Genomic DNA, 23,316 nt, shown 5'->3' with positions numbered 1-23,316 from the left:
TTGTGCGTTCTTGCGCAACGGAAGCCTACTCCTTAAAGAATGGGCCATGCAAACGAACTCCACGAGCTCTCTCGATCTGCCTGCGCCGATAGCGAGCTACTTCGCCAACGAGACGACCGACTCACAGGCCGTAGCCCGGTGTTTCACCGAGGACGCCCTCGTCGTGGACGAGCGACAAGAGCATCGCGGTCGTGCTGCCATCGCGGACTGGAACGCCGACGCCACAGCAAAGTTCTCGTTCACCACCGAGTTGCTCGCGGCCGAGACAGACGGCACGCGCGCCACGGTCCGCGCGAAGGTGACCGGCAACTTTCCGGGGAGCCCCATCGAGCTTCGCTTCCACTTCACCCTCGCGGGCGACCTGATCGCCCGGCTGGAGATCACGCCATGAGCTTCGACCTCGAACTTCAGAATCGCCGCGCGCTCGTCACGGGCGGCACCAAGGGCGTCGGCGCGGCGGTCGTGACCGCGCTTCGCGATGCAGGGGCCCGCGTCGTCGCTATCGCTCGCTCGGTGCCGAGCGACGCGGACGGTGTGCACTACGTCGCGGCTGACGCCACCACCGCAGAAGGCTGCGCGCTCGTCGCGCGTGAGGCGCTCGCGTACCTCGGCGGCGTCGACATCCTGGTGCACGTCCTCGGAGGCTCGAGCGCGCCTGCGGGCGGCTTCGCTGCGCTGGGGGAGGACGAGTGGAAAAAGGAGATCGACCTCAACCTGATGCCTGCCGTGCGACTCGACCGCGCGCTCTTGCCGTCAATGCTGGCGCAAGGGTCGGGCGTCATCGTGCACGTCACGTCGATTCAGCACGAACTGCCATTGCCCGAGTCGACCACCGCCTACGCGGCCGCGAAAGCAGCGCTCTCGACCTACAGCAAGGCGCTTTCGAAGGAAGTGAGTCCGAAGGGCATTCGCGTCGTGCGCGTGTCACCGGGCTGGGTGGAGACGGAGGCGTCCGTGCACCTCGCCGAGCGCCTCGCTGCCCAGGCAGGCACGGATTACGAGGGGGGCAAGAAGATCATCATGGACTCGCTCGGCGGCATCCCGCTGGGGCGACCTGCGAAGCCGCGCGAGGTGGCGGACCTCATCGCCTTCGTCGCGTCACCACGCGCGGGATCCATCACCGGCACGGAATACGTCATCGACGGCGGCACGGTGCCCACGGCGTGAGCGGCGAGCACGGATAGGGAATCGAGCAGCGACGTCGGACCTGAGGGGGCCGGCAGCATCCCGCAACAATCGCAGTGGAGGCGCTCCGCCCCTCGACGATCTGCTGTCGTCCGAAGGACAAGTGACGATTAGAACGTGTCGTTATTTGGAATCGCGAGCTCGGGCTCGATTTGCCGGTCGGCGACGCTTATTCGACGCTCGCGGGTCTCGTCCTGGATCTCGCGCGCAGCATCCCGGCGGTGGGGACGCAGCTCACGGCGCCGGATGGGACGACGATCGAGGTCGTCGAGGCCACGCCGAGGCACGTGAAGAGGGTGCGGATCAAGCTGCCCGTTTCCCCGAACGACGAGCGCTGACGAACGCCGTCTCTGCGCTCACCGGAGCACCTCCGCTCGAATGGGCCGATACGACATCGCCAGACGTCCGGCGCCGAGCTGCCCGCCTTCGTCACGCCCCCAGCACCACAGATGCTCGTCGTCCGTGAGCGCGCACGCGTGCTCGTATCCGACGCCGATTCGTGTCGCCGCCCGCGGCAAAGGTACCGTCTTCGCGGGTCCCGGGTCGTCCATGTCCCAGCAATGGACCTTTCCCGCGTGGATCGCGCAAAACATCTCGTCGGCGCCTGCAATCGCGTCCGCCTGGGGGAGCCCGTCGACCGCGACGGTCGAGGTCGGTCGGATCGTCGGCGTGCCCCGCTCGATGTTCGGCATGAAGCAGCGCGGCGCGCCGCCGGCCAGCGCGCAGAAGGTCGAACCGCCGCCGGCCAGGGCGGTCACGCCCGTGAGGCCCGCGATCTTCGTGACCTTCGGCGCCGGCGCTTGCTGGGCGAAATCCTCGTCGGCGTCGAAGCGATGATCGTGGAAACAGGCGACGTGGCGGTCGGCACCCTGGATCACGCACATCGAATCGGCCGAGGCCTCGATGGATATCGCACCCGAAATGCCCTGCACCTTTCGCCAGGTGTCGCCCTCGTAGCCGCCGGCCTCGCCGAGGTGAAACAGGCACCACGCGGCGCCGCCGACGAGCGCGCACACGTTGCCGATGCGATCGGTGGCGAAGTCCGTCGCTTTGCCACGCAACCTCGGGACCGCGTCGCTGTCCCACTTCGACACGATGGTGCAATGGCGAAAGTTTTCCCGGTCCTTGCAACGGTCGACCTTGTTGAAAAACCCGCAATGTACGTCGCCGTCCACGAGGAGCCCGCATACGGTGATTTGTCCGAGGTCCATGCCCAAGACCCGGTCCGGAAAGGTCGCGTTTTGCGGCCACGGTCCTGGGTCGTGGTCGCCGCCCCAGCAGGAAATGTCGCCGTCGGCGAGAATACACGTCTCGCCCGATCCACCCTGGATGTCCGTCGCGCCCTTGAAGAGCCCCGCGTCCACGGGCGTGTCCCGACCGAGAGGTTTGCCGTCGCCGAGCTCGCCCTCTCGATTGTGGCCCCAGCAAAACACGTCGCCGTCCGATTCGAGCGCGCAGGTATGATACTCGGAGACCGCGAGATCGACGGCGTCGCTCACGCCCACGACGGGCACGGCGCCGCCCACGAGCGGCGCGTCCGGATCGATGCCGGTCTCCCCGTAATAAGCATGTCCCCAGCAGGCCACGCGCCCGCTCGCGTCGATGGCGCAGACGCGCCCGCTCCCCGCCTGGACCCGCCGCGCGCCGCGCGCGAACGCAGGCATGTCGAGCTCGGAGAGGCGCCTTCCATGGAAATCGGTGCCCAGGCAGAGCGGCGCGCCGTTCGTCTCGAAGCAGGCGGTGCCCCGCGCGGCCGACACCCGCCGAAATGGCGCAGCGTCCGAGCCCTTTTTCGCGGTGACGGGCACCCACGTCGCCGCCGCGTCCTCCTGCCACGGGAGGTTTCCTTTGCATTGCGCCGCGCCGCCCTTCCGCGTGATGCATACGTAATCCTCTTCCGGAGCGATCGACGTGATGTCGTGGAGCCCGAGGCGAATCGCGGTGGTCTCGGAGGTCTTTCCTTCCTCGCCGAGCCATTTCGGCCTGCCCCAGCAGGCCGCGTCCCCGTCACGCAAGAGGGCGCAGCCCACGTCTCCCTGGACGACGATCGCCGTCGCGTCCGTGACGCCGGCGATGGGCCGCTCGCGGTTCGTGGTGGGATCGGTGTACACCCAGCCCCAGCAGGAGACGGCGCCCGCCTCGGTGAGCGCGCACGTGAATGAGGATCCAGCCGCGAGGTCGACGATACGCGCTCCGAGCGCGACGTCGGCGACGCGGGTGTTCCGGACCGACCCCGGGGCGAGCTGCTGCTGGTCGTTATGGCCGGCGCAACGGGCGACGCCCCCCGAGCCGAGCACGCAGGTGAAGCTGCCTCCCGTGACCACGCGGCGGACCAGATCGAGCTTGCCGGGTACGAAGGAGCCGGCCGGGGAGGGGGCGGCCGATGGGGCAGCGGCCATGGCGGTCGGCGCGAAACGTTTTGCGGTAAGCGCGGTCGACGGGGTTTTTCCGGATGCAGCAGGGCGGCTGCACGCGGCGAGCGCGAGGAGGAGCAGGGTCAGGCGGGGGCGGGAGAAACGCACGCGGCGACGGTAATCGGAAGGAGGAGGGTTGTCACGCCTTCGCGGGGGCGGAAGCGGGAGCGGAAGCCTCGGACCGCGCGGCTCTATCTTCTAAACCGCCCCCCGGGCGCACCGCGAGCCCATCCCTCCAGGCGTGACCGAGCTCCCTCAGGCCGCCACCACGTCAGAGCTGACACGTCAGCGGTCCCCCGCGCTCGATTGACGCGTCACCCACCCTCCGCGGCCGGACCCGCTCGGGCTTTTACCCGCCATCTCCACTTTCCGAGCGTTGGCCCGGGTCCTGCTAATGCGGCCTCCGACACCGGAGGCACACGATGAATACCGCGCATACCTTGGGCAAAGCGATGATGACGACGGGCCGATGGACGGCTGCGGGGCTCTGTTTGGCCTGCCTCGCGCCGGCGATGCTGGGTTGCGCGCCCGTGGACGAGATGGTCGTCGAGGCGTCGGAGGAGGTCGAGGTGAGCGGCGGCTCCGACGTGGTGAACGAAGAGGAGAACGTCGCCGAGGCGACGGAGGCGCTCACCTCGCTGGGTTTCTCGACGTTCGTCGGAGAAACGGAAGGCGTCGGGTACGGCAGGCCGGCGGTGGACCCGGCGGGGAACGTGTACATGGCGGGCGAATCGAACGGGGATATCTTCGTCGCCAAATACAGCGCCAGCGGCGCGCTCTTGTGGACGGCGGCATTCGGCGGCCCCGGCACGGAGTTTGTTCAGGATATGGTGGTGGACAACGCGGGATGCGTGTACGTGCTCTCGAAGACCTTTTCGTACGGCCCGACGCAGCGGATCCTCGTCGCGAAGCTCAATGCCGCGGGCAATGCGCTCGCCTACTACAGCCGGTTTGGCGGTAGCGGTGATGATGAGCCGTACGGAATCGCCGTGGATCCCGCTGGAAATGCTTACGTGACGGGCGAGACGCCTTCGAGCGATTTTCCTGTGACGCCCGGGGCCATGCAGAAAACCCGCCGCGGGGACACGGATGCATTCGTCACGAAGCTGAATGCGTCGGGCTCGAGCCTCGTGTACTCGACGTACCTCGGAGGGAGTGGCTCCGACGGCGCCACGGACATCGCCGTCGATGCGGCCGGTTATGCATACGTCGTCGGGAGAGCGGAGCCTCCGCCGAACGGCGTCGGGGTCCCCTTCCCGACGACGCCGGGCGCATATCAGACGACCTACGGTCACCCCGCGTATGGTTCGGATGTTTTCGTCACCGAGCTGATCCCGAGCGGGTCGGCGCCTTATTATTCCACCCTGATCGGAGGGAACTCGAGCGACGCCGGGTACGGAATCGCGGTGGACAGCGCTTACAATGCCTACGTGGTTGGGTTCTCGCAATCCACCAACTTCCCCACGACGCCGGGCGCGTTCCGCAGCGCCAAGAGCGGACCTGCCGATGAATGGGACGTATTCGTGACGAAGGTCAACGAGCCGGGCAGCGCCCTTTCGTACTCCACCTGGGTGGGGAGCGGCATGAATCCGGGGGGCCACGCGCCCTACATCGCCGTGAGCAAAAGCGGAAAGGCGTACGTCACGGGGATGACGGTCTCGACCAGCCTCCCGGTGACGGCGAATGCGCTCCAGAAGTCTTACCGCGGCGGCTGGATCGACGGATTCTTGATGGAGCTGAACGTTTCGGGCTCGGCGGCGCCGTACGTGACGTATCTGGGCGGAAGCGCCACCGATTATGTGTACGGCATCGCCAGCGATGGTTATGGAAGCGTCGTCGTGACGGGTTGGACGGACTCCGCGAACTTCCCCATCCACAACGCCGCGCAGCCGACCCTCTACTTCCCCGGGAACGGCTTCGTCACGAAGATCCTGGGCCCCTGACGCAGCTTTCGTGAACGCTTCGAGGTTGCATCGAAGCGGCGGTCGTGCGCAAGCTAGCGAAACGCCGAGAAATACCCCCGGCTGCGAAGGCCGCGCCGCTCAAAAGGGAGCCGACTTCATGACAGACATGCTCACGCTCTACGGGGCCCCCGGGTCCGGCGCGGTCGCGGTCGAGGCTGCGCTCACTTTGCTCGGTCTTCCGTACCGTCTGGTCGAAGGCGCCACCTGGGTGGAACCGCAGGCGCGCGAGCGCGTCGCGCCGGTCAACGCAATGCGCCAGCTGCCCACGCTGGTGTTCCCGAACGGCGAGGTGATGACCGAAAGCGCAGCGATCTTGATCGACCTGGCGGACCGGCATCCGGGGTGGCGCCTCGCGCCGACGATCGACGACCCGTCGCGCCGACAGTTTCTGCGCTGGATGGTCTTCGTGTCGTCAGCCATCTACTCGCTGCACTGGATCAAGCCGGACGTCACGCGCATCGGCGCCGAGCCAACACAGCGCGACGCGGTGGTGCATGCGGTGCACGAGCGCATCGCGTTCTGCTGGCAGCATATGGATTCGCAGTTGACACCCGGCCGCTACCTGCTCGGCGACACGCTGACGGTGCTGGACTTGTACGTGAACGTCGTGTCGCGCTTCGGCCCCTGGCGGCCTCGGTTCGAGCAGGAGGCGCCAAAGATGGCGCACGTGATGGCGCAGGTCGACAGCGACCCGCGGCTGCAGCCGCTGTGGGAGCGCCGCTTCGCAGAATGAGGCGCCGCCTCACTTGTGCGAAAACCGCGTCAGCTGGTCGATAGCTGCGTTGAAACGCTGGTGCCAGTATTCCTCATCGATAGGACGGCTGCGCGCAAATACGCTCTGAGAGCAGTGATAGGAGCTGATTCCGCATGAGGAGCGCGCTCGACGGGGCCTGACTCGGCGAACGGCTACCACGGGTCCGTCGCTGATGGCTCCGCATCCCGTGTTCCCTTCGGGGCACCCGCGTTGAAAATGCACGCCGTCGGTGTCACGACGAGGGTGGGCGAAAACTCACTTCATGCTGTCGTCCGAAAAGATCCGTTGTAGGGTCGAGGCCGCCGTGATAGGGCTTCGGGCCGTGCGTGAGAACGCGCCTGTCGCCGATGTGATCGCCCTGCCGGCGTCGGCCGCCGCTGCCATTGCGTGGCGCGTCGCAGGGCAGCTTCATCTCACCGTCATCGCCAAGGCCACGTTCGCCTTCGTGCCCGACGCTGATATGCAGCGGGCCGAGCCGCAGCCGATCCTGCGAACCGAAGTCCATCACGGCAACAACCCGAGCCGCAGCGTCCGTTTCACCACGGACGTGGCGCCGTATCTGGGCCGCGCCGATGTACTCTTCACGGGCCACGCCCATGCGCCCCCGGAGCGCGCCGCGCAGCCTTTGCCATTACGCCTCGCGGTCTTCGACGGCACGAGGCCCGTGCTCGACAAGCGGCTCGTGGCCCATGAAAAGGCGGGCTTTCAGCGCATGCCCGTCGTCTATGAGCGTGCGTGGAGCGGCGCGCTGGGGGAGGAAAATCCGCTCGGGATCGCGCAGGGCGCCGGCGAGGCAAGCATCACCTATCCGGGCGCACCGCTTCACCCTGCCGGCTTCGGCCCGATCGCGCGTGCCTGGCCTGCGCGCAAGCGGCTCCTCGGAGCCACGCCGCGCAAGGCGCTGGAGGGCGCGATCGCGGAGATCCCCGATGGCTTCGACTGGTCGTATTTCCAGGCGGCGCCCCCGGATCAGCGCACGATGTTCCTGCGCGGCGATGAGTGGATCGTGCTCGAAGGGCTCTCGCCCGCGCGGCCGCACATCGCCACGCGCTTGCCGGGGGCGCGCGGCGTCTCGAGGATTTTTGGGCTCTCCCCGTTCGGCGTGCCCGAGGGACATCCGCTCGATCTCGTGGCCGACACGCTCCGCATCGACGGTGACGAGCAGCGATGCACGCTCGTGTGCCGGCGCAGCTTCCCCGTCGCGGGCGAGGCGGCGCTCGCGGCCGCGCGTATCGTCTCCGGCATCGAGGTCGCGGGCGAGGCGCTCGTGTGGCCCGATCCGCGATGGATGGAGCAGGCCGCGGCTCCCGCATCACGCGTGACATCACCCGGCGAAGGTGGCGACGACGCCGTGACGGTGGTCCTCGGCAAGGGCGCGGAGACCGTGGTGCTCGCGGGCGACGAAGGAGCGTCGGCGACGCGGCCGATCCTGCCATTTTCGCGTGCTTCGGGTCGCGACGCGCCCCCCGCGCAGACCGGCACGGTGGCCTCGACGTTCGTGCTGCCGCCCGAGGACGGCGTCGTCACGGCGTCGCCGCTCCCCTTCGCGGATCCGGGCACGCAGGGCGCGCCGAGCAGAGGGCCCGCTGCGCCGATCGCGGGCGCTCCCTGGTCCGGTCAGAGCGCGCCGCGCATCGTGGCGCCCGCCTTCGACGCAGGGACGATGATGCTCGCCCCGGAGCCCGAAGAGGTCGCGCCGAGGGTCCCGCCCGCGCCGGCGCCAGTCGCCGCTCCCGCACCTCCGGCCACGCCGACGCCTCCGGCTGTGATGGCACCCCTCGTTTCGCCTGCGGCGGAGCCCCCTGCCCCACCGGCGCCTCCCGCGGCCACGGCACGAGCGACCACGCCTTCATCACACGATCGGATCGACCTCGAGCGTTGTGCCGCGATTGCGGCGGAGCTCGCCGAGCGTGCTGCGTCGCGCACCGAGGTCCTCGCCGGGCACGGGCTCACGGAAGAGAGCTGGCGCGCCGCGGAGCAACGCTGGAACGACGCAGTGGATCAGGAAGTCAAGCGTGGGGTGAAGGCGCTGCGCGATCGCTTCGACGCGGCGTACGTCGCTGCGTGGGAGGCCATCCGTGGCCCGCTCGACGTAAAAACCTACGCGACACTCGTCGTCGCCGACGAGCGCGGCGGCCTTTCCACGGCGCTCGATGCGCTCCGGATCCGGCGCACCGTGTGGACACGCGTGAAACGACGGTGGGAAAAGCGGATGGTCGATCCGGAGCTCGCCGCGCAGGTCAAAGAAGAGATCGCCCGGGTCCGGTCCGAGTGAAACGGCGCCTCGACGGTCTCGCTTCGGCGGCTCGGCGCGCACCGCTCGGCAGAGCCTCCTTCTTCGAGCAGGATTAGGGCGGCGAGACGCTGGTCATCACGTCTTTTATCTCGGGAGCCGGATCGCTATACTCCGCGCCCGAAGCGCCGGGGCCTCGGCGCCGCGATGAGAAAGATACACCCATGCGCGACCTCATCACCTTTTCGTCGAGCGGACTTCCTCGCCCTTCGCGTGTCGTCGGCTTCCGTGGCACCGAAGCCGTGTCGCGTCCCTATCGATTCGAGGTCTACCTGCAATTTCACAGCGACGACGGCGACATCGATTTCGCCGAAGCCGTGGGTGACCCGGCCAGCCTGGTGATTGATCGCGAGAGCGACGACATCCCGCCCTACGTGCTCGCCGGCGTGCTCGGCGACGTCGATCTCGTGCACGAGCATGGGGGCCGGGCCTTGGTGCGCGTCGTGCTCGTGCCCCGCTTCGCACGCCTCGCGCTCTCGCGGCACAGCCGGATCTTCACCAAGAAGAGCGCGCCCGACGCCATCCGGGCGGTCCTCGACGACAACGGCCTCGCCGGCAGCTACGAATTCCGCCTCACCCAGGGCTACGAGGTGGAGGAGCACATCGGTCAATATCGCGAGAGCGATTTCGATTTCGTCTCCCGCTGGCTGGAGCGCGAGGGTATTTATTATTTCTTCGAGCACAACGAGGGGGGCGAGAAGATCGTCTTCTGTGACGACAAGTCCTACCCCGCCGAGGGCATCGGCAAGCCGGTCCGTTATTTCCCCCAGACCGGCGAAGATCGCAGCGCCGGCGCCTCGTTCCGCTCTTTCTCCCTGAATCACGGATCCATGCCCGCCGAGGTCAAGCTCCGCGACTACGATTATGCGCGGCCGAAGCTCGACATCTCGGGGTCTGCGGCGGTCTCGGCCAAGGGGGCCGGGAAGGTCAGCCTCTATGGCGAGCGCTTCTTCTCTCCCGACACCGGGGCCCGCTTGGCCAAGATTCGATCCGAGGAGTTCCTCACCCGGAAATCGATCGCCCGGGCCACGGGTACGCGGATGCACCTCCGCGCCGGCTACACCTTCGATCTCGAGGAGCACCCCCGTCCCCGCTTCAACACCAAGTATCTGGCCATCGAGGTCCACCACCAGGGCAACCAGGCCGCCGGGGATGTGCACCTCAAGGAGATCATCGGCCTCGAGCACGACGACACCTATTACGTCGAAGTGGCGGCCATCCCGGCCAGCACCCAGTTCCGGCCCGAATCCCGGACGTCCTGGCCGCGGATCTACGGTTTCGAGAACGGCGTCGTCGACGGCGGCGGGGAGAGCGAATACGCCCAGATCGACGAGTACGGGCGTTACCTCGTGAAGTTCAACTTCGACGAGAACGACTCCCCGAGCGGCTCCGGATCCACCTACGTGCGGATGATGCAGCCCCACGGCGGGAGCATCGAGGGATTTCATTTTCCCCTCCGCAAGGGCACCGAGGTCGTCCTGAGCTTCCTCGGCGGAGATCCCGATCGACCGGTGATCTCCGGCGTGGTCCCCAACGTGCTCAACCCGAGCCCCGTGAGCAGCGGCAACCACACCAAAAACATCATCCAGACCGGCGGTAGAAACCGCCTGGAGCTCGAGGATCTGGCAGGATCGCAGCGGGTCACGCTCTCCACGCCTTATTCCAACAGCTACATCCGCATGGGCTCACCCAATGACGGCCACGAGTTCATCGCCAAGACCGACGACAACGGCCTCCTCGGCATCGGCAAGAACTTCGACACCAACGTGGGCCAGAACTGGAACATCACGGTCGCCGAGAACATGGAGGCCAAGGTCGAGGGCGACATCGAGATGACGGCCGTGGGCGACGCCAAGTGCGAGTCGGAGAACAAGGTCGAAATCGAGCACAGCAACAAGCTTTCGATCACCGGCGGCGCCACCATGGACATCAAGGGCGGGATCACGTCCGAGTTCTTTGGCGGCTGGAAGCAGGAGCTGCTCCTCGGGGCCAAGACCGAGCAGCTCATCGGCGTCAAGCAGGCCACGCACTTCGCCCTGGTGCACGAGGTCTTCCTGGGGGCGAAGATCGAATTCATCAAAGGCAAGAAGATCGAGACGCTCAAAGGCCCCAAGACCGAGACCCACATCGGCGACACCAAGTCGACGCATACCGGCAAGGAAACCTCGCTTCACACCGGCAACGCCAACTCGCGGCACATCGGCAACCTCGACGAGTTCCAGCAGGGCAACGCCAAGTCGGTCCTCCACGGCAATTTGCAGGAGACGCACCGCGGGAACGCCACCACCTCGCACTACGGCAACGCCAAGGATACCCACATCGGCAACCTCACCGAGACCCACCGCGGCAACCTCACGGCGACCAGCACCGGCTTCGTGCGCGAGACCCACAACGGCGCGGTGGTCTCGAAGATCAATGGGCAGGTCCTGGAGATCTTCAACGGCCCCTTTGCCGAGGTGAAGATCAAGGCCCTGGAGCGCCACGAGGCCAACGTGCGCCTCTCCAAGATGAGGACCGATATCCAGAACGAGGCCAATACCCTGCTCCGGACCGGGCGCTTCGTCGTCCTTTGATGTCCTTCGAGGTTCTCGAGCCATGCGTGTCGTCAAGCCCAGCCGCCTCTCGGTCCTGCAGCGCGTGTTCACCCTTCGTGGGAAGCACTATTTGAGCGTCGGCCTGCTCGCGTATTTCCCCCTGGAGGCCCCGGAGCTGCCCCTGCCGGAGGTGGCCCTGTGGCAAAAGGCGACGGAGGAGATGGGCAAGGGCGCGAGCGCCCCGCCCATCCTCGACGAGGGGATGCCCAAGCCCCGCGGCGAGGTTCTTCTTTATGGAAGCGCCTTTGCTCCCGGGGGGAAGCCAGGCCCGGCCGTCGCCGCGCGCCTCGTGCTGGGCCCCGCGGAAAAACCCCTGGTGGACAAGACCATTTACGTGGTCGGGGCCCGGCAGTGGCGGAATGGCGTGCCCACCGATCCCGAGCCGTTCGTGGAGATGGCCCTCTCCTGGGAGAATGCCTTTGGCGGAGCCGCATATCCGCAGAATCCTCGCGGGATGGGCCTCTCCCCGGTGGAGGAGAATGGCCGCTCGATGCACCGGCTTCCTCACCTCGAGGATCCCCGGCACTTGATGACCTCGCCCCGGGATCGGCCTCCGCCGGCCTGCTTCGGGGCCCTCGATCCGGCGCTCGAAGCCCGCATCGAAAAGCTCGGCACCTACGGTACGGCCTGGCTGGAGAAAGAGTTCCCCGGCTTTGCCAGCGACATCGATGTCGAGGCCTTTCAGGTGGCGCCCGCGGATCAGCGCCTCCGCGAGTACTTCCAGGGAGGCGAGGCCATTGCGCTCGAAAACCTCCACGGAAGGAAGACCCGCATGGAGAGCCGGGTCCCCTTGCTTCGCGCTCGTTGCTTCGTCTCCAGCGCCGAGACGGCCGAGACGGTGATCGCCGAAGGGGCCCTGCGCGAGGTGGCGACGCGCCTCGAAACCCTGATCCTCCTGCCCAACCTGGAGCGCGGAATCGCCGTCTTTCGTGGGGTCATCGAGGTCGGCGAGAACAACGCCGGCGACGTGGCGGTGCTCCTCGGCGCTTTGGAGAAAGCGGATACGCCGAAGCCCATCGAGCATTACCGCGAGGCCCTGGCCGCGCGCCTCGACGAGGAGAAGGGCGCGGTCAACGCGCTCCGCGATCGCGAGCTCTTGCCCCCGCCGGATCCGAGCGCGCCGCTCTTCGAGGAAGAGCTCGGCACCGACATGGACGATCTCCTCGATGACGAGGAGATCCTCGAAAAACGCGCCGAGCTGCGGGCGGAGCGTGATCTCGAACGAGCCCGCGACGAGCTGCGCGCCGCCGGGATCGACCCCGAGGTGGCGCTTCCCAAACGGCCCGTCGCGGCCGCTCGGCCGCCCACCTCGCTCGATGATCTGCCGGACTACATCGACCGCGCCGACGCCGAGGCCCGAGCCATGGAGAGCGAGGGCGAAGCCCGCGCCAAGGAGGCCGAGGCCAAGGCGCGCCGCGATTGCGCCGCGCAGGGCATCGACTTCGACGCCCTGGTCAAGCGATCGGAAAAGGAGGGCGGAGGCCCGCCCAAGTTCCGCGCCGAGGCCGAGCTCGCCCAGATGCGCGAGGTCGCCGGGGCGGCGCGCAAAGGCGGGGCGCCGATGCCGGATCTCGAAGCCAAGATCGCCGATCCCGCCTTCGCCGACGAGCTGCGGCAGATGGAGGCCTCGTCGCTCGAAGCCTACCGCGCCCACGCCCACCAGTGTCCGCCCGCCGCACAGCTCTCGGAGGCCGAGAAGATCGCGCTGCGGGCCGAGGTCGAGGCGGCGCTCGCCGCGGGCGAGTCGCTCGCCCGGCGTGATCTCACCGGCGCCGATCTCAAAGGCCTCAGCTTCGCCGAGGCGGATCTCCGCGAAGCCCTGCTCGAAGGCGCGGATCTCTCGGACTGCGACTTCACCGGCGCGGATCTCTCGGGCGCGGTCCTCACCCGCGCCAACGTGAAGGGCGCGCGCTTCGAGGACACCAAGCTGGTGGGTGCGAACCTCGGCCTCACCGAGGCCTCGGGCGTGCGCTTCGCCGGCGCCAATCTCCGCGATGCGGTCCTCTACAAGGCGCGCCTCGATGGAGCCCAGCTCGCCGGGGCCGATCTCACCGGCGCCGAGTTCTTCGAGACGCAGGTGTTCGGCGCCGACTTCACCGACGCCGACGCCCGCGAGGTGCAGTTTTTCGAGCTCGATCTCACCGAGGCCCGTTTCATCGGCGCCCAGCTCGGCGGGGCGACCTTCCTGCAATGCAAGGGAGCCCTCGCGAACTTCGACGGCGCCCACCTCGAAGGGACGAGCTTCCTCGATTTCGCCGGAGAAAAAGCCTCGTTCCGCGAAGCGCGGGCCCGCGGCGTGTGCATCATCGCCACCTCGGCGCTGCCGGGCGCGGATTTCTCGGAGGCCGATCTCGAAGAGGCCAACCTCAGCGGCGTGAACCTCGACGGCGCCAACTTCGAGAGAGCCCGGGCCGAGGGAGCGGACTTCAGCGAGGCCATGCTCCGCGGCGCGCGCCTCACGCAGGTCGCTGCCCGTGAGGCGCGCTTCGCCGAGGCCGATCTCAGCGACGCCGATCTCCGCGAGGCCAACCTCATGGAGGCCATCCTCGACAAGGCCAAGGTGCCGGGCGCGATCTTCGAGAAGGCCAACCTCTTCGGCGCGAGCCTCCTTCACACGATCGGCGATGACCGCACGAGCTTCGCCGGAGCCCTGGTGAATCAGGTCGTGTTCACGAGGAAAGAAGGATGATCCGCGACGAGCTCATCGCGGCCATCGCCGAGGGCGAGATGATCGCCGGAGCCGATCTCGCCGGCCTCGATCTCGCCGGCCTCGATCTCTCGGGTGTGGTCTTCGAGGGCGTGAACTTCCGGGGGGCGAAGCTTTCGGGCGCGAAGATCAGCGAGTCGATCTTCAACGCCTGCGATCTCGGCGGCGCCGATCTCACCGGGGTCAAGGCCCGCCACACCTCGTTCTACAAGTGCGCCATGCAGGCCGCGGCGCTCCCGGGCAGCGATCTCGTGGACGCCAAGTTCGTCGACTGCGATCTCACCCGGGCCTCCTTCGAGGGCGCGGATCTGAGCATCGCCACCGTGGTCAAGAGCCGCGCCGCCGAGTCGAGCTTCCGCAAGGCCAAGCTCGATCGCTTCGCGGTGGTCGACACCACGCTCGAAAAGGTCGCCCTCGACGAGGCCGAGCTCGAGCGCTGCTGCCTGATGGAGGCCGACCTCTCCAGCGCCAGCTTGCGCGGGGCCAGGATGCATCTCTCGGTGCTCAGCGGAGCCAAGCTCCGGGGGCAGGATCTCTCCGGGATGCACCTGTCCTTCACCATGCTCGACGAGGCCGACCTCAGCGGCTGCGATCTGCGTGGAGCCGAGCTCGTGCAGACCAACTTCAAGGGCGCAAAGCTCGCCTGCGCGAAGCTCGACGGCGCCAACGCCGAGCGGGCGATGTTCGCCGAGGCGCGGCTCGACGGCGCCTCGGCCAAGGGCCTCTTCGCCCGGCAGGCGGTCTTTCAGAAGGCGAGCCTCGAGGCCGCGAATTTCGCCGACGCCTGCCTCTACCAGGCCAATTTCCAGCGCGCCGCGTGCAAGCTCGCGAGCCTCCGCGGCGCCGATCTCAGCTACGCCGATTTCTCCCACGCCGGCGTGGAAGAAGCGGATCTGTCGCAGGCCAAGCTCTTCCGCGCCCGCTTTCACCAGACGCGCGACAAAGGAGCGGTGTTCACGAGCCGGGCCGGGATCCTCGGCGACGACGAGGAGCTCTTGGAAGCAGAGCGTTGGTCTCCTTGAGAGGCCTCTTGCGAGATACGGAGACGAGCGATGCGAGACAACTTGGCGAGACAGCGGACCGAGACCCTGGCCACCCAGGAGGTGGGCACGGTGACCGCGATCCTGGGCAAACGCCTCATGGTGCGCGTGGGCTCGGGCGAGTACGAGGCCCGGAGGGCGGTGAGCTGCCTGGTCGAGCCCGTGCTCGGGGACCTCGTGCTCCTCGCCCTCCACGACGAGGGCTGCCACGTGCTCGCGGTGCTGGAGCGCGAGGGCGGAGGGGCGACGCGGCTCGTGGCCGAGGGGGACCTGGAAATGAGCGCGCCCGCGGGCAAGGTGACGATCCACGCCCAGAGCGGCGTGTGCATGGCCACGCCCGGCGAGACCACGCTGGCCTCGGGCAAGGTGCGGGTCCACGCCCGGGAAGGGGCCCTGGCCGTGGAGGCCATGAGCTACCTCGGCGATCGGTTGGTCGCGAAGATCGATCACGTCAAGACCGTGGCCCGATCGGTGGAGTCGGTGGCCGATCGGTGGGTGTCGCGCGTGGCGCGGGCCTATCGCTTCATCGCCGAGTCGGAGCAGGTCCGGGCCCGGTATTACGAGGTCTCGGCCAAGGCTGCGGTGAACATCAAGTCGCAAACCACCCTGGTGACGAGCGGAGAGTTGACCAAGATCGACGGCGGTCAGGTCCACATCGGTTGAGGAGGAGCCCATGTTTGCCAACACCCAGCGCGGGGGCATGGCCTTCGCGATTCCCGACGTATGCCTCACGCCCCCGGGGCCCACGCCGATCCCCTATCCCAACTTCGCCGCCAACCCCATGGCGGTCTCGGCGGTCTACAAGGTCCTGTTCGTGTGCGCGCCGGCGCACAACATGCGCACCAAGGTGCCCATGACCAACGGGGACAACCCGGGCATCAACGGGGGCGTGCTCTCGCGCTCGGTGATGAGCACCTCGCGGCACGTGATGGGAGCCCGCAAGGTGCTCATCAAGGGCGCGCCGGTGACGCGATTGACGAGCCCCACCATGCAAAACCGCACCAACGCCCGGGGCATGACCATCGCTCCGAGCCAGACCAAGGTGCTGATCCTCGCGCCCTGACGACGCCCGCATGAAAGAGCACAACCGCCTCCGCCTCGAACGCCTCACCGCGCGCTACGCGCGGCGCATCGCCGAGGGGCGGACGCCGGACGAGGCCGATTTCCTCCGCAGCTTCGCGACCCTCCGCGACGATCTGCTCCGACCGATGATGGAGGAGTTCGCGGCCGAGCTCCGGCAGGCCGGGCACGACGCCCGGATCCTCCTCGATCAAGGACACGACACCCCGAGCATCGAGCTCGCCCTGGGCCTGCGCGGGGCCACGGGGAGCCGCAACGTGGTCGGCTTCTGCGTGATCCGCTGGAAAGGGTATCCGCTCCAGATCCTCGCCTATCTGGAGGTCAACCCGCCGCCCTTCGATCTCGAACGCTTCACCGACGCCGCGGCCATCGGGGCACCACGGGTGGAGCAGATCCTCATCGACGCCGTCGAGCACATCATCATGTGCAACGCGCCCTGATCCTCAGCGCGGCCGGCGAGCGCAGCGAAACCCGACCCAGCTCTTCGGACCCGCAGGGTCGTAGGCGATGCGAAGAAACGAGCTCAGGCTCGCCGCGTCGTTGTTCCAGTCGCCGCCGCGCGCCTCGCGGCCCCCGATCGTATTCGTCAGGTTCGCGCAATCGTCGCACTGGTCCGGGTACACGTCGTGGTAGTCCAGGGTCCACTCGCGCATGCTGCCGGCCAGGTCGGATTGTCCCCATTTCCCATCACCCGCGGGAGACCTGGAGCCGACATCCGAGATGTCGGCGAGCGTCGCGGTCGGACAGCCCTGATCCATCTCCGAGTAATTCGGGCAATACACCGCGTGGTCATCGTCGGGCGCGGCGCTCCCCCACGGGTAATTCGTCTCTTCGCTGCCGCGGGCCGCCGCGTAGTTCCACTCGGCCTCGGTCGGCAATCGACCGCCGTCCCACGCGCAAAAGGCGAACGCGACATACCAGTTGACGCAATTGATGGGCCTGTGTTCGCCGGCGCCGGGCTCGTCCGTCCAGGTCTGGTAGTATTCGTTGCACTTCAAAGAAGCGATGAGCTCGGCCTGGTTCGGCGGTAACGGCCATGAAGCGTCCCACCCGCTTCCCTCGATGATCGGATGAGCCCCCGCGCCCGCGGCAGGAAGATTCTCGGGATACTCGCTCACGAACCTTCGAAACCGCCCGACCGTCACCTCGAAGCGATCCAGCCGAAAGTCGCTCACGGAGGCCTGATACGACTTGTTCTGCTCCGGGTCGAGGCGCTCGTACGCGCCGCCCGTGACGAGCGAGTTCGCGCAGCATATCTCGTCGCCCTTGGGCCCGCACGTGGCCGCCAGATCCGCGCAGCTCGCGAGCGAGGAGCTCGGCACGACGTCGGCGATGCAACCGGCCGGCCCCATGGCCAGGGCGAGGGCGCACAGGAGAGACCCATTCGAAGCAGCCATCAGAATCTCCCGGAAATCGACGCTCCGGCGGAGCCGGGAGCGACCCAGGGCATCACCGCGACGCCCTGCCGCTCGGCCGGTCCTGAGCGAGGCGCTGTCGCGATCCCATAAACGGCGGCGCCAACCGCCAGGAGGCCTGCGCCGCCGAGCCCCACGGCGAGGCCAAAATCGAGGTTCTTGCGCCTGTTGTCGGCCTGGTAATCGTAACCCGAGGCGCAATACGTGCCATTGTAGCTCACGTCGCAGTTTTCATGCAGGGCGTCGATCGCGGCCAGGTCGTCGTAGACGAAATAGGCGCTGACGCCCACGAGCGCGAGCCCGGCGCCGCCGGCGATCCACGCCCAGATGGGGACACCGCTTTTGGGCGGCGGCGTCGTGTCGACCTCGAGCGTGATCTCGACAGTACTCGTCTTGCCTTCTTCGAGTGTCACAGAGGCCGTCCGAGGCTTGTGGCCCGGGGCCCGCGCGCGGACCTCGTGTTTGCCCGGATCGACGGGGAGCGCCTCCCCCCACGCGGCGCTCGGCAATTCCTTGCCGTCCCGCGAGACTTCGATTCCGGCGGGAGGCGCGGCGACGACGACCCGCAGCCTGGGCAGGCGCGGCTCCAGGTCCTTGATTCCCTGGTTTGCGATGTCGTCGAGCTCCCGCTTGCGCGCGTTGCCCACCGTCTCGCGATTTAATGTCCGCGCGCGGTGGTAGTCCTCCCACGCAGTGGCGAGCTTGCCGTCGTGCTCGTGGCATTTGGCGATGTTGAGCATCGTCCCGGCGGATGGGTTCAGCTCGAGCGCGGCCTCGAACTTGGGGCAGCCCGCTGCATAGTCCCCCTTCTTGACGAGGTCGCGGCCCGCGCGGAACAGCGCCTCTGCGGCCGCTGGATCCGATTTCACGGGCTCGGCGCGCGCTGGGGCCGCACCCGTGAGGATCGCCCAGGTCACCCATGCCACGGCTGGCCGGAAGCGTGCCCCGCGGCGCACGGCTTCACTGATGGTCGAGCGGATCATGGCCTGTCTTGGTCCCTTTTTTCGGCTGGACCGCGCCCTTGAGGGGCCTTCCGGGCGGCGCCGTTTCGCCCCCCGCCGTGGCGCTCGCGGACGCCGTTGCGCTCGCGGACGCCGTGCCGCTCGCGGACGCCGTGCCGCTCGCGGACGCCGTGCCGCTCGTGGTTCCGGCGGGGCTGGGCTCGGAAGACGCCGGACGTTTTCCTTCACTTTCCGAACTGGAAACAGGTGCGCTCGGGGCCGAGGAGCGCGACCACGCGAGCGCGCCGAGGCCGACGGCGAGGCTGGCAGCGAGAGCGATGCCGACCGCCACCGCGATCGTGCGCGGCTTGCTCGCCGGCGATTGCGCGACGCTGAGCCCCGAGGGCGAGAGCGTTCCGCCCGCCCCCGAAGCAGACGCCGGCGGGCTGACGACGGCTGCGATGGGCTCCGGCGGCGGGCCGGGCGCGTGATTCGGCGACGAGGTGCTCATCGGTGCGGGCACGTCGCCCCTCACCACCGCCGCGAACGCTTCGGCGAACTCGCCCGCGCTCTGGAATCGCTTGCCGACGTCGCGTGTCAGCGCGCGCTCGAAGAACCGGTCCACCTCGGGGCCGAGAGCGCCGTCGATGCTCGACGGGGCAGGGATCGGGTCCGTGCAGATCTCGACGAGCAGATCGCCGATCTCTTCGCCGGTGAACGGCAACCGGCCCGTCACGCAGCGGTAGGCGATCACGCCGAGCGACCACAGATCGCTGCGGGGATCGACCTCTTTCCCGCGCCGCACCTGCTCCGGGCTCATGTATTGCGGCGACCCGATCAGCGTGCCCGTCCTGGTTGCGTTTCCAGCGAGCACCGGACCGTTCGCCTTCGCGATGCCGAAGTCGAGGATCTTCACGAGCTCCTCCTCGTCGCCGTGGCGCGACAAGAAGAGGTTCGCGGGCTTCAGATCGCGGTGCACGAGCCCGAGCTCGTGCGCGCGGCGAAGGGCCTTGCAGACCTGCTCCACGATGTCCAGCGTGGCCGCGAGCGAGGGACGCCCGACGCGGACGAGCCGGTGCTCGAGGTCCTCGCCGTCGAGCAGCTCCATCACGATGTACGGGCAGTCGCCCTCCACGCCGTAGTCGTACACCTGCACGACGTTCGGGCTCTTGATGACCGCGGACGCCTGCGCCTCACGCTCGAAGCGCGCGCGCGCGTCGGCGGAGGCGGCGAGCGCGGGCGCCATGAGCTTGATGGCCACGCCGGTGCGGAGCTGGAGATGCTCCGCGAAGAAGACAGAGCCCATGCCGCCCTTCGCGAGCGGGCGACCGAGCCGGTATCGGCCGGCGATGATGCTGCCTTCTGTGAGAGCGCTCATGCACGTTCCGCCACGGCTCGCCGCCTGGGGGATACCCTAACAATAGCCGGAACCGTCTGCTCGTTCTAGCAACCGTTGATTTCCTGCTGCGTGCCCTGCTGCCGGTCCAACGCTGGATGCGTGGAGCGGTATCGAGGACCAGGAAACGCAAGGGATTTCGCGAATGTCAAGTACTTTTGTGCGCCCGCCCTGGCCCAGGCGGATCAGGTCGCCCGCTGCGCGAGCCCCCGAGTGCCCACAGGAGGCAGGCGGTCGACACGATGTTTCACTTGCCACCCGTGGTCGATGGTGTCGAAGAAAAACACGGATGTCAGCGTCGCCTGAGTGCTCGGAGATGGAAACATGAGCTCCGAGAGACCAGCGAGTGCCGCAGCGATGATGAACCAATGCCTCCACGCCCAGTGCATCACCGTGCGCGCGCAGCTCGGTGAAATGGTAGAGGCGCACGAAGCGAGCGTCATCGAGCGCGAGCAAGATGCCGCTTGCCCCCGATAGCATCAATTCGGTACACTCCGCGGCCTGATGGACACGGCAGCGAGTATCGCCGCAGAATATGCTCACCAGCTCGACGCGGCCGCCCTCCGCCGCGCGCGCATCTTGGTGAGAGGCACCGCGGAGCGCTTCAAGACGCTGGACGGCAGCACCAACTACATCCTCGCGTGCGCGAGCGAGGCCGCGCCGGACGTCGTGGCGGCGTCGGCCACGAACACGTTTCGCGCCTACTGCCGGGCGCTCTGGACCGAAGACTTTGCGCTTGAAAAGCGGTGGGCCGACCGCACCACCAACGACGCCATCGACGAGGCATTCACGAGGCTCGATCGCAGCGGTATCGTGGCGATGCAGAACGCCGGCGGAACCCAGGCGATGGGATGGGCCGAGGTCAACGCGCGCATCGCCTCGCTCGGGTCGAAGAAGAAAAAGGTGCTCGGCGCGGTCTTTTACCACGCCCAGGATGTCGAGCGCGGCGTCGAAGGCGAGGGCCTCCTTCTGACGTTCGGCGCGCTGGACGGGACGGACGAGAGCGCCTCCGCCGTCGCGAACGCCGTCCTCGACGCCCTGCGCGCCGAGGGGGTGGCCTGCGAGTGGAGCGGTGAAATCGACGCGCGCATTCGCATCGCGCCGTTCGCGTGGAAAAAGCGGAGATGGACGAAGGCTCCGGCGAGGCAGACTCCCGTGCCGTGGCGGACATTCGTGCATCCCGACGGGCGCGTGTGGTCGGTCGCGGGATTGAACAACCACGTCTGCGTCCGGATGAGAGACGTAGACGGCGACATCCTCGAGCGTCAGACGGCGTCGAAGGACATCGCGACCGACGTGGCTGCGCTGACCAACGAGCAGCTTGCGGAGGGCTTCACGCCAAACTGAATCCCTGCGCGACCCAGCACTTCCCTGGCACGGGCATTGCCAGCCCCTCCGCCATGAGGCGACGCTTTCCGATGCCTGCCGCGTTCGTCACGGCCGCCCTGGTCGCAGGTTCTGCGCACGCGAGTGCAGGAGATGCGCCATCCGCCACGAAGCCCCCGCCCAGTGCATTGCCAGCGGCCCCGAAAGAGGGCAAGTGGTACGGATGGCAAACGCTGATCGTCGGCGGCGCTTCGACGGCCTTTTTCTGGGGCGGGCTGGCCCTGGACGGCACCCCCGGCGTTTTGATGGCCCCCATCGGTCTGGCGGGTATGGCGCTCGGCGCCCCGATCATTCATTGGGCCCACGGATACGTGGGCAAAGGCTTCCGCTCGATGGGCCTCGACGTCGGAATGTTCATCGGAGGTGCCATCTTTGGAATTTTCGCCGTGAATCCGCTCCTGGTGCAGCTCGGAGTAGGCGAAAACCAGGTCGCAACCATGTTTCCCCCAACCTTCGCCTACAGCCTCGCCATCGGCACAGGGCTCGGATACCTCGGCGCCACCGCCATCGATGCAGCGGTGTTCTCCAGGGTGGAGGTCGAGGCCAAGCCGAGCGTGACGAAATCGAGCCTTCCGTTGCCCACGTCGCTAGCGATCATACCCGCAGTGGACCAGAATCGATTCGGGCTCTCGCTGGTCGGGCAATTTTGAGGACGTCACGCTCGGATCGGAATCGCCGCGCCCAGCGGGAATGGGGCGCTGCGGTGCGGGGGCTGACGACGTATACCGAGATGATACGTAGAATTCGCTGCGGCAGGAATCAACGGACGATCACGCGCACCGGAGAGCCGGGCAGACCCTGCAGCCCCATCCGCACCGGCTTCTTGGACACGAGTTCGAAGCTGTAGCGCCCGAGCAGCGTGCCCAGGACGAGCTTCATCTCGTACAGCGCAAAGGCGGCCCCGATGCAGCGCCGATTCCCGCCGCCAAACGGCAGGAATTCGAAGGGGGAATAGGTTCGCTCCAGGAATCGCTCGGGACGAAACACCTCCGACTCCGGAAATACCGCGGGATTGTGGTGGGCCCAGATGATTTGCGCGAACACACCTGAGCCGGCTGGCAAATCGTAGCCCGCGATCTGCATCGGCGTATTCAGCTTGCGTCCCACCCCCGGGCTGGGCGGGCGCAGGCGCAGCGTCTCGTTGCACACCGCTTCCAGATACGGCGCCTTGGCCAGCGCCTCGGGCTCCGGATCCGCGCCCAGCGCCGTCAGTTCGTCCTGCAGCCGGCGCAACACGGCTGGCGCGTGTCCGAGAAAATAGAGCACCCAGGTGAGCGCGGCCGCGGTCGTGGTGTGCCCCGCGAAGAGCAGGGTGTGTAGCTGCTCGAAGATCTGCTGGTCGTTGAGCGCCGTCCCGTCTTCCTGACGGGCTTCCAGGAGCAGACTCAGGATATCGGTGCGCTCGGCGGGCTCGGCGCGGCGGCGGGCGAGCTCCGGATCGAGGAAGTTGCGCAGGTCCTGGGCCGCGCGTTGCCTGCGCGCCCACGGGCCGAAGCCCCCGAATTCGCGGCGCAGCCAGGGAATTATGAGGGTGATGTTGAAGCCGAGTGAGAAGCTCTTGCGCAGCTCCTCGAGCAGCTTCTCCAGGCGCGCCACCTCCGCCGGTGCAGTGACTCCGAAGACGAGGTGGATGATCGTCTGCAGCGAGATCGCGTGCATGAGGTCCTGCGCCACCAGCTCTTGGCCCGGCTTCAAGTCGCGGGAGTGCTGCAAGGCCAGGTCGCAGATCTGCTTCCCATACAGGCGCATGCGCTGCCCGTGAAATGGTGGCATGAGCAGCTTGCGCATGGCCGTGTGCCGCGCGCCCGAGAGCACGAACAGCGACGACTCTCCCATCGCCGCGGTGAAGCTCTCGGCCAGCATCTGGTCGAGGGCCTCCGGCGGCACTGCGAATACGGAGCGCAGACCCTCCACGCTGCCGGTGGCCAGCACCGGTTTGCCGTTCATCTTCGGGCACGACATCGGATCGCCGTAGCGCTCCCGCAAGCGCAGCGTGTAGCCGATCGGGTCCATGATCCCCTGTATGTTCACCAGGATGTTGTTGGTGGGGCCTTTGGGCAAAGTGGTCATGGGGCGCGTCCCTTCCAAAGTCGCCAGCGAAACGGTAGGGTAGAATCGGGGGATAGGACACCCGAACGGTTCCGCAG

At 67.6% G+C, this 23,316-nt stretch carries 19 protein-coding genes; 14 read left to right on the top strand and 5 right to left on the bottom strand.

Annotation, left to right across the window (positions count from 1 at the left end):
• The first annotated feature begins 46 nt into the window (after positions 1 to 46).
• From QHF84_RS07230 to QHF84_RS07220, 3 genes are all read left to right on the top strand, one after another.
• A complete protein-coding gene (locus tag QHF84_RS07230) occupies positions 47 to 391 on the top strand; it encodes a nuclear transport factor 2 family protein (protein ID WP_281312447.1) in 345 nt (114 codons plus the stop codon).
• Positions 388 to 1,167, top strand: a complete 780-nt coding sequence (locus tag QHF84_RS07225; RefSeq protein ID WP_281312446.1) for an SDR family oxidoreductase — start codon at positions 388 to 390, stop codon at positions 1,165 to 1,167. The genes QHF84_RS07230 and QHF84_RS07225 overlap by 4 nt, the downstream gene beginning before the upstream one ends.
• 143 nt (positions 1,168 to 1,310) lie before the next feature.
• Positions 1,311 to 1,523, top strand: a complete 213-nt coding sequence (locus tag QHF84_RS07220; RefSeq protein WP_281312788.1) for a transporter associated domain-containing protein — start codon at positions 1,311 to 1,313, stop codon at positions 1,521 to 1,523.
• 18 nt (positions 1,524 to 1,541) lie between these two features.
• On the opposite strand, the gene QHF84_RS07215 is transcribed toward QHF84_RS07220, so the two are convergent.
• Entirely contained in the window at positions 1,542 to 3,707 is a 2,166-nt protein-coding gene (locus QHF84_RS07215) for a hypothetical protein (protein ID WP_281312445.1), read from the bottom strand.
• Positions 3,708 to 4,021: 314 nt separating this feature from the next.
• Between QHF84_RS07215 and QHF84_RS07210 the strand changes: the two genes are divergently transcribed.
• The 9 genes from QHF84_RS07210 (at position 4,022) to QHF84_RS07170 (ending at position 16,471) form a co-directional block, all read left to right on the top strand.
• Entirely contained in the window at positions 4,022 to 5,542 is a 1,521-nt protein-coding gene (locus tag QHF84_RS07210; protein WP_281312444.1) for an SBBP repeat-containing protein, read from the top strand.
• Positions 5,543 to 5,660: 118 nt separating this feature from the next.
• Positions 5,661 to 6,296 carry a glutathione S-transferase family protein gene (locus QHF84_RS07205; RefSeq protein WP_281312443.1) on the top strand — a complete coding sequence of 212 codons (636 nt, stop codon included), beginning with the start codon at positions 5,661 to 5,663 and terminating at the stop codon, positions 6,294 to 6,296.
• 343 nt (positions 6,297 to 6,639) lie between these two features.
• Positions 6,640 to 8,592, top strand: coding sequence for a DUF2169 domain-containing protein (locus tag QHF84_RS07200; protein ID WP_281312442.1), 1,953 nt, complete (start codon positions 6,640 to 6,642; stop codon positions 8,590 to 8,592).
• A gap of 182 nt (positions 8,593 to 8,774) precedes the next feature.
• A complete protein-coding gene (tssI, locus tag QHF84_RS07195) occupies positions 8,775 to 11,183 on the top strand; it encodes a type VI secretion system tip protein TssI/VgrG (RefSeq protein WP_281312441.1) in 2,409 nt (802 codons plus the stop codon).
• Positions 11,184 to 11,205: 22 nt separating this feature from the next.
• Complete coding sequence (locus tag QHF84_RS07190; RefSeq protein ID WP_281312440.1) at positions 11,206 to 13,893, top strand: DUF2169 domain-containing protein; 2,688 nt, start codon at positions 11,206 to 11,208, stop codon at positions 13,891 to 13,893.
• The gene (locus QHF84_RS07185) at positions 13,890 to 14,933 is read left to right on the top strand and encodes a pentapeptide repeat-containing protein (protein WP_281312439.1); all 1,044 of its coding nucleotides are present in this window, start codon (positions 13,890 to 13,892) and stop codon (positions 14,931 to 14,933) included. The genes QHF84_RS07190 and QHF84_RS07185 overlap by 4 nt, the downstream gene beginning before the upstream one ends.
• A gap of 30 nt (positions 14,934 to 14,963) precedes the next feature.
• Positions 14,964 to 15,614 carry a DUF3540 domain-containing protein gene (locus tag QHF84_RS07180; protein WP_281312438.1) on the top strand — a complete coding sequence of 217 codons (651 nt, stop codon included), beginning with the start codon at positions 14,964 to 14,966 and terminating at the stop codon, positions 15,612 to 15,614.
• Positions 15,615 to 15,624: 10 nt separating this feature from the next.
• Positions 15,625 to 16,014, top strand: a complete 390-nt coding sequence (locus QHF84_RS07175) for a DUF4150 domain-containing protein (RefSeq protein ID WP_271916038.1) — start codon at positions 15,625 to 15,627, stop codon at positions 16,012 to 16,014.
• A 10-nt stretch (positions 16,015 to 16,024) separates the two neighbouring features.
• Positions 16,025 to 16,471 carry a hypothetical protein gene (locus QHF84_RS07170; RefSeq protein ID WP_281312437.1) on the top strand — a complete coding sequence of 149 codons (447 nt, stop codon included), beginning with the start codon at positions 16,025 to 16,027 and terminating at the stop codon, positions 16,469 to 16,471.
• 3 nt (positions 16,472 to 16,474) lie between these two features.
• Here QHF84_RS07170 and QHF84_RS07165 read toward each other — a convergent pair whose 3' ends face one another.
• Genes QHF84_RS07165 through QHF84_RS07155 form a run of 3 tightly spaced genes read right to left on the bottom strand, consistent with a single transcriptional unit; the run spans position 16,475 to position 19,765 of the window.
• Positions 16,475 to 17,428, bottom strand: a complete 954-nt coding sequence (locus tag QHF84_RS07165; RefSeq protein ID WP_281312436.1) for an SUMF1/EgtB/PvdO family nonheme iron enzyme — start codon at positions 17,426 to 17,428, stop codon at positions 16,475 to 16,477.
• Positions 17,428 to 18,429, bottom strand: a complete 1,002-nt coding sequence (locus QHF84_RS07160) for a PEGA domain-containing protein (protein ID WP_281312435.1) — start codon at positions 18,427 to 18,429, stop codon at positions 17,428 to 17,430. Before QHF84_RS07160 ends, QHF84_RS07165 begins: the two co-directional genes overlap by 1 nt.
• On the bottom strand, positions 18,407 to 19,765 hold the full coding sequence (locus QHF84_RS07155) for a serine/threonine-protein kinase (RefSeq protein ID WP_281312434.1): 1,359 nt from the start codon (positions 19,763 to 19,765) through the stop codon (positions 18,407 to 18,409). Before QHF84_RS07155 ends, QHF84_RS07160 begins: the two co-directional genes overlap by 23 nt.
• A gap of 522 nt (positions 19,766 to 20,287) precedes the next feature.
• Here QHF84_RS07155 and QHF84_RS07150 point away from each other — a divergent pair.
• A complete protein-coding gene (locus QHF84_RS07150) occupies positions 20,288 to 21,130 on the top strand; it encodes a hypothetical protein (protein ID WP_281312433.1) in 843 nt (280 codons plus the stop codon).
• Positions 21,131 to 21,201: 71 nt separating this feature from the next.
• Entirely contained in the window at positions 21,202 to 21,819 is a 618-nt protein-coding gene (locus tag QHF84_RS07145) for a hypothetical protein (RefSeq protein ID WP_281312432.1), read from the top strand.
• Positions 21,820 to 21,928: 109 nt separating this feature from the next.
• Here QHF84_RS07145 and QHF84_RS07140 read toward each other — a convergent pair whose 3' ends face one another.
• On the bottom strand, positions 21,929 to 23,239 hold the full coding sequence (locus QHF84_RS07140; RefSeq protein WP_281312431.1) for a cytochrome P450: 1,311 nt from the start codon (positions 23,237 to 23,239) through the stop codon (positions 21,929 to 21,931).
• Positions 23,240 to 23,316 lie beyond the last annotated feature (77 nt).

Source organism: Polyangium sp. y55x31 (assembly GCF_029946505.1).
In the GTDB taxonomy this organism is placed as follows: Bacteria; Myxococcota_A; Polyangia; order Polyangiales; family Polyangiaceae; genus Polyangium.
The sequence above is the reverse complement of the archived record's forward strand: the minus strand, read 5'-3'. Positions and strand labels throughout refer to the sequence as shown.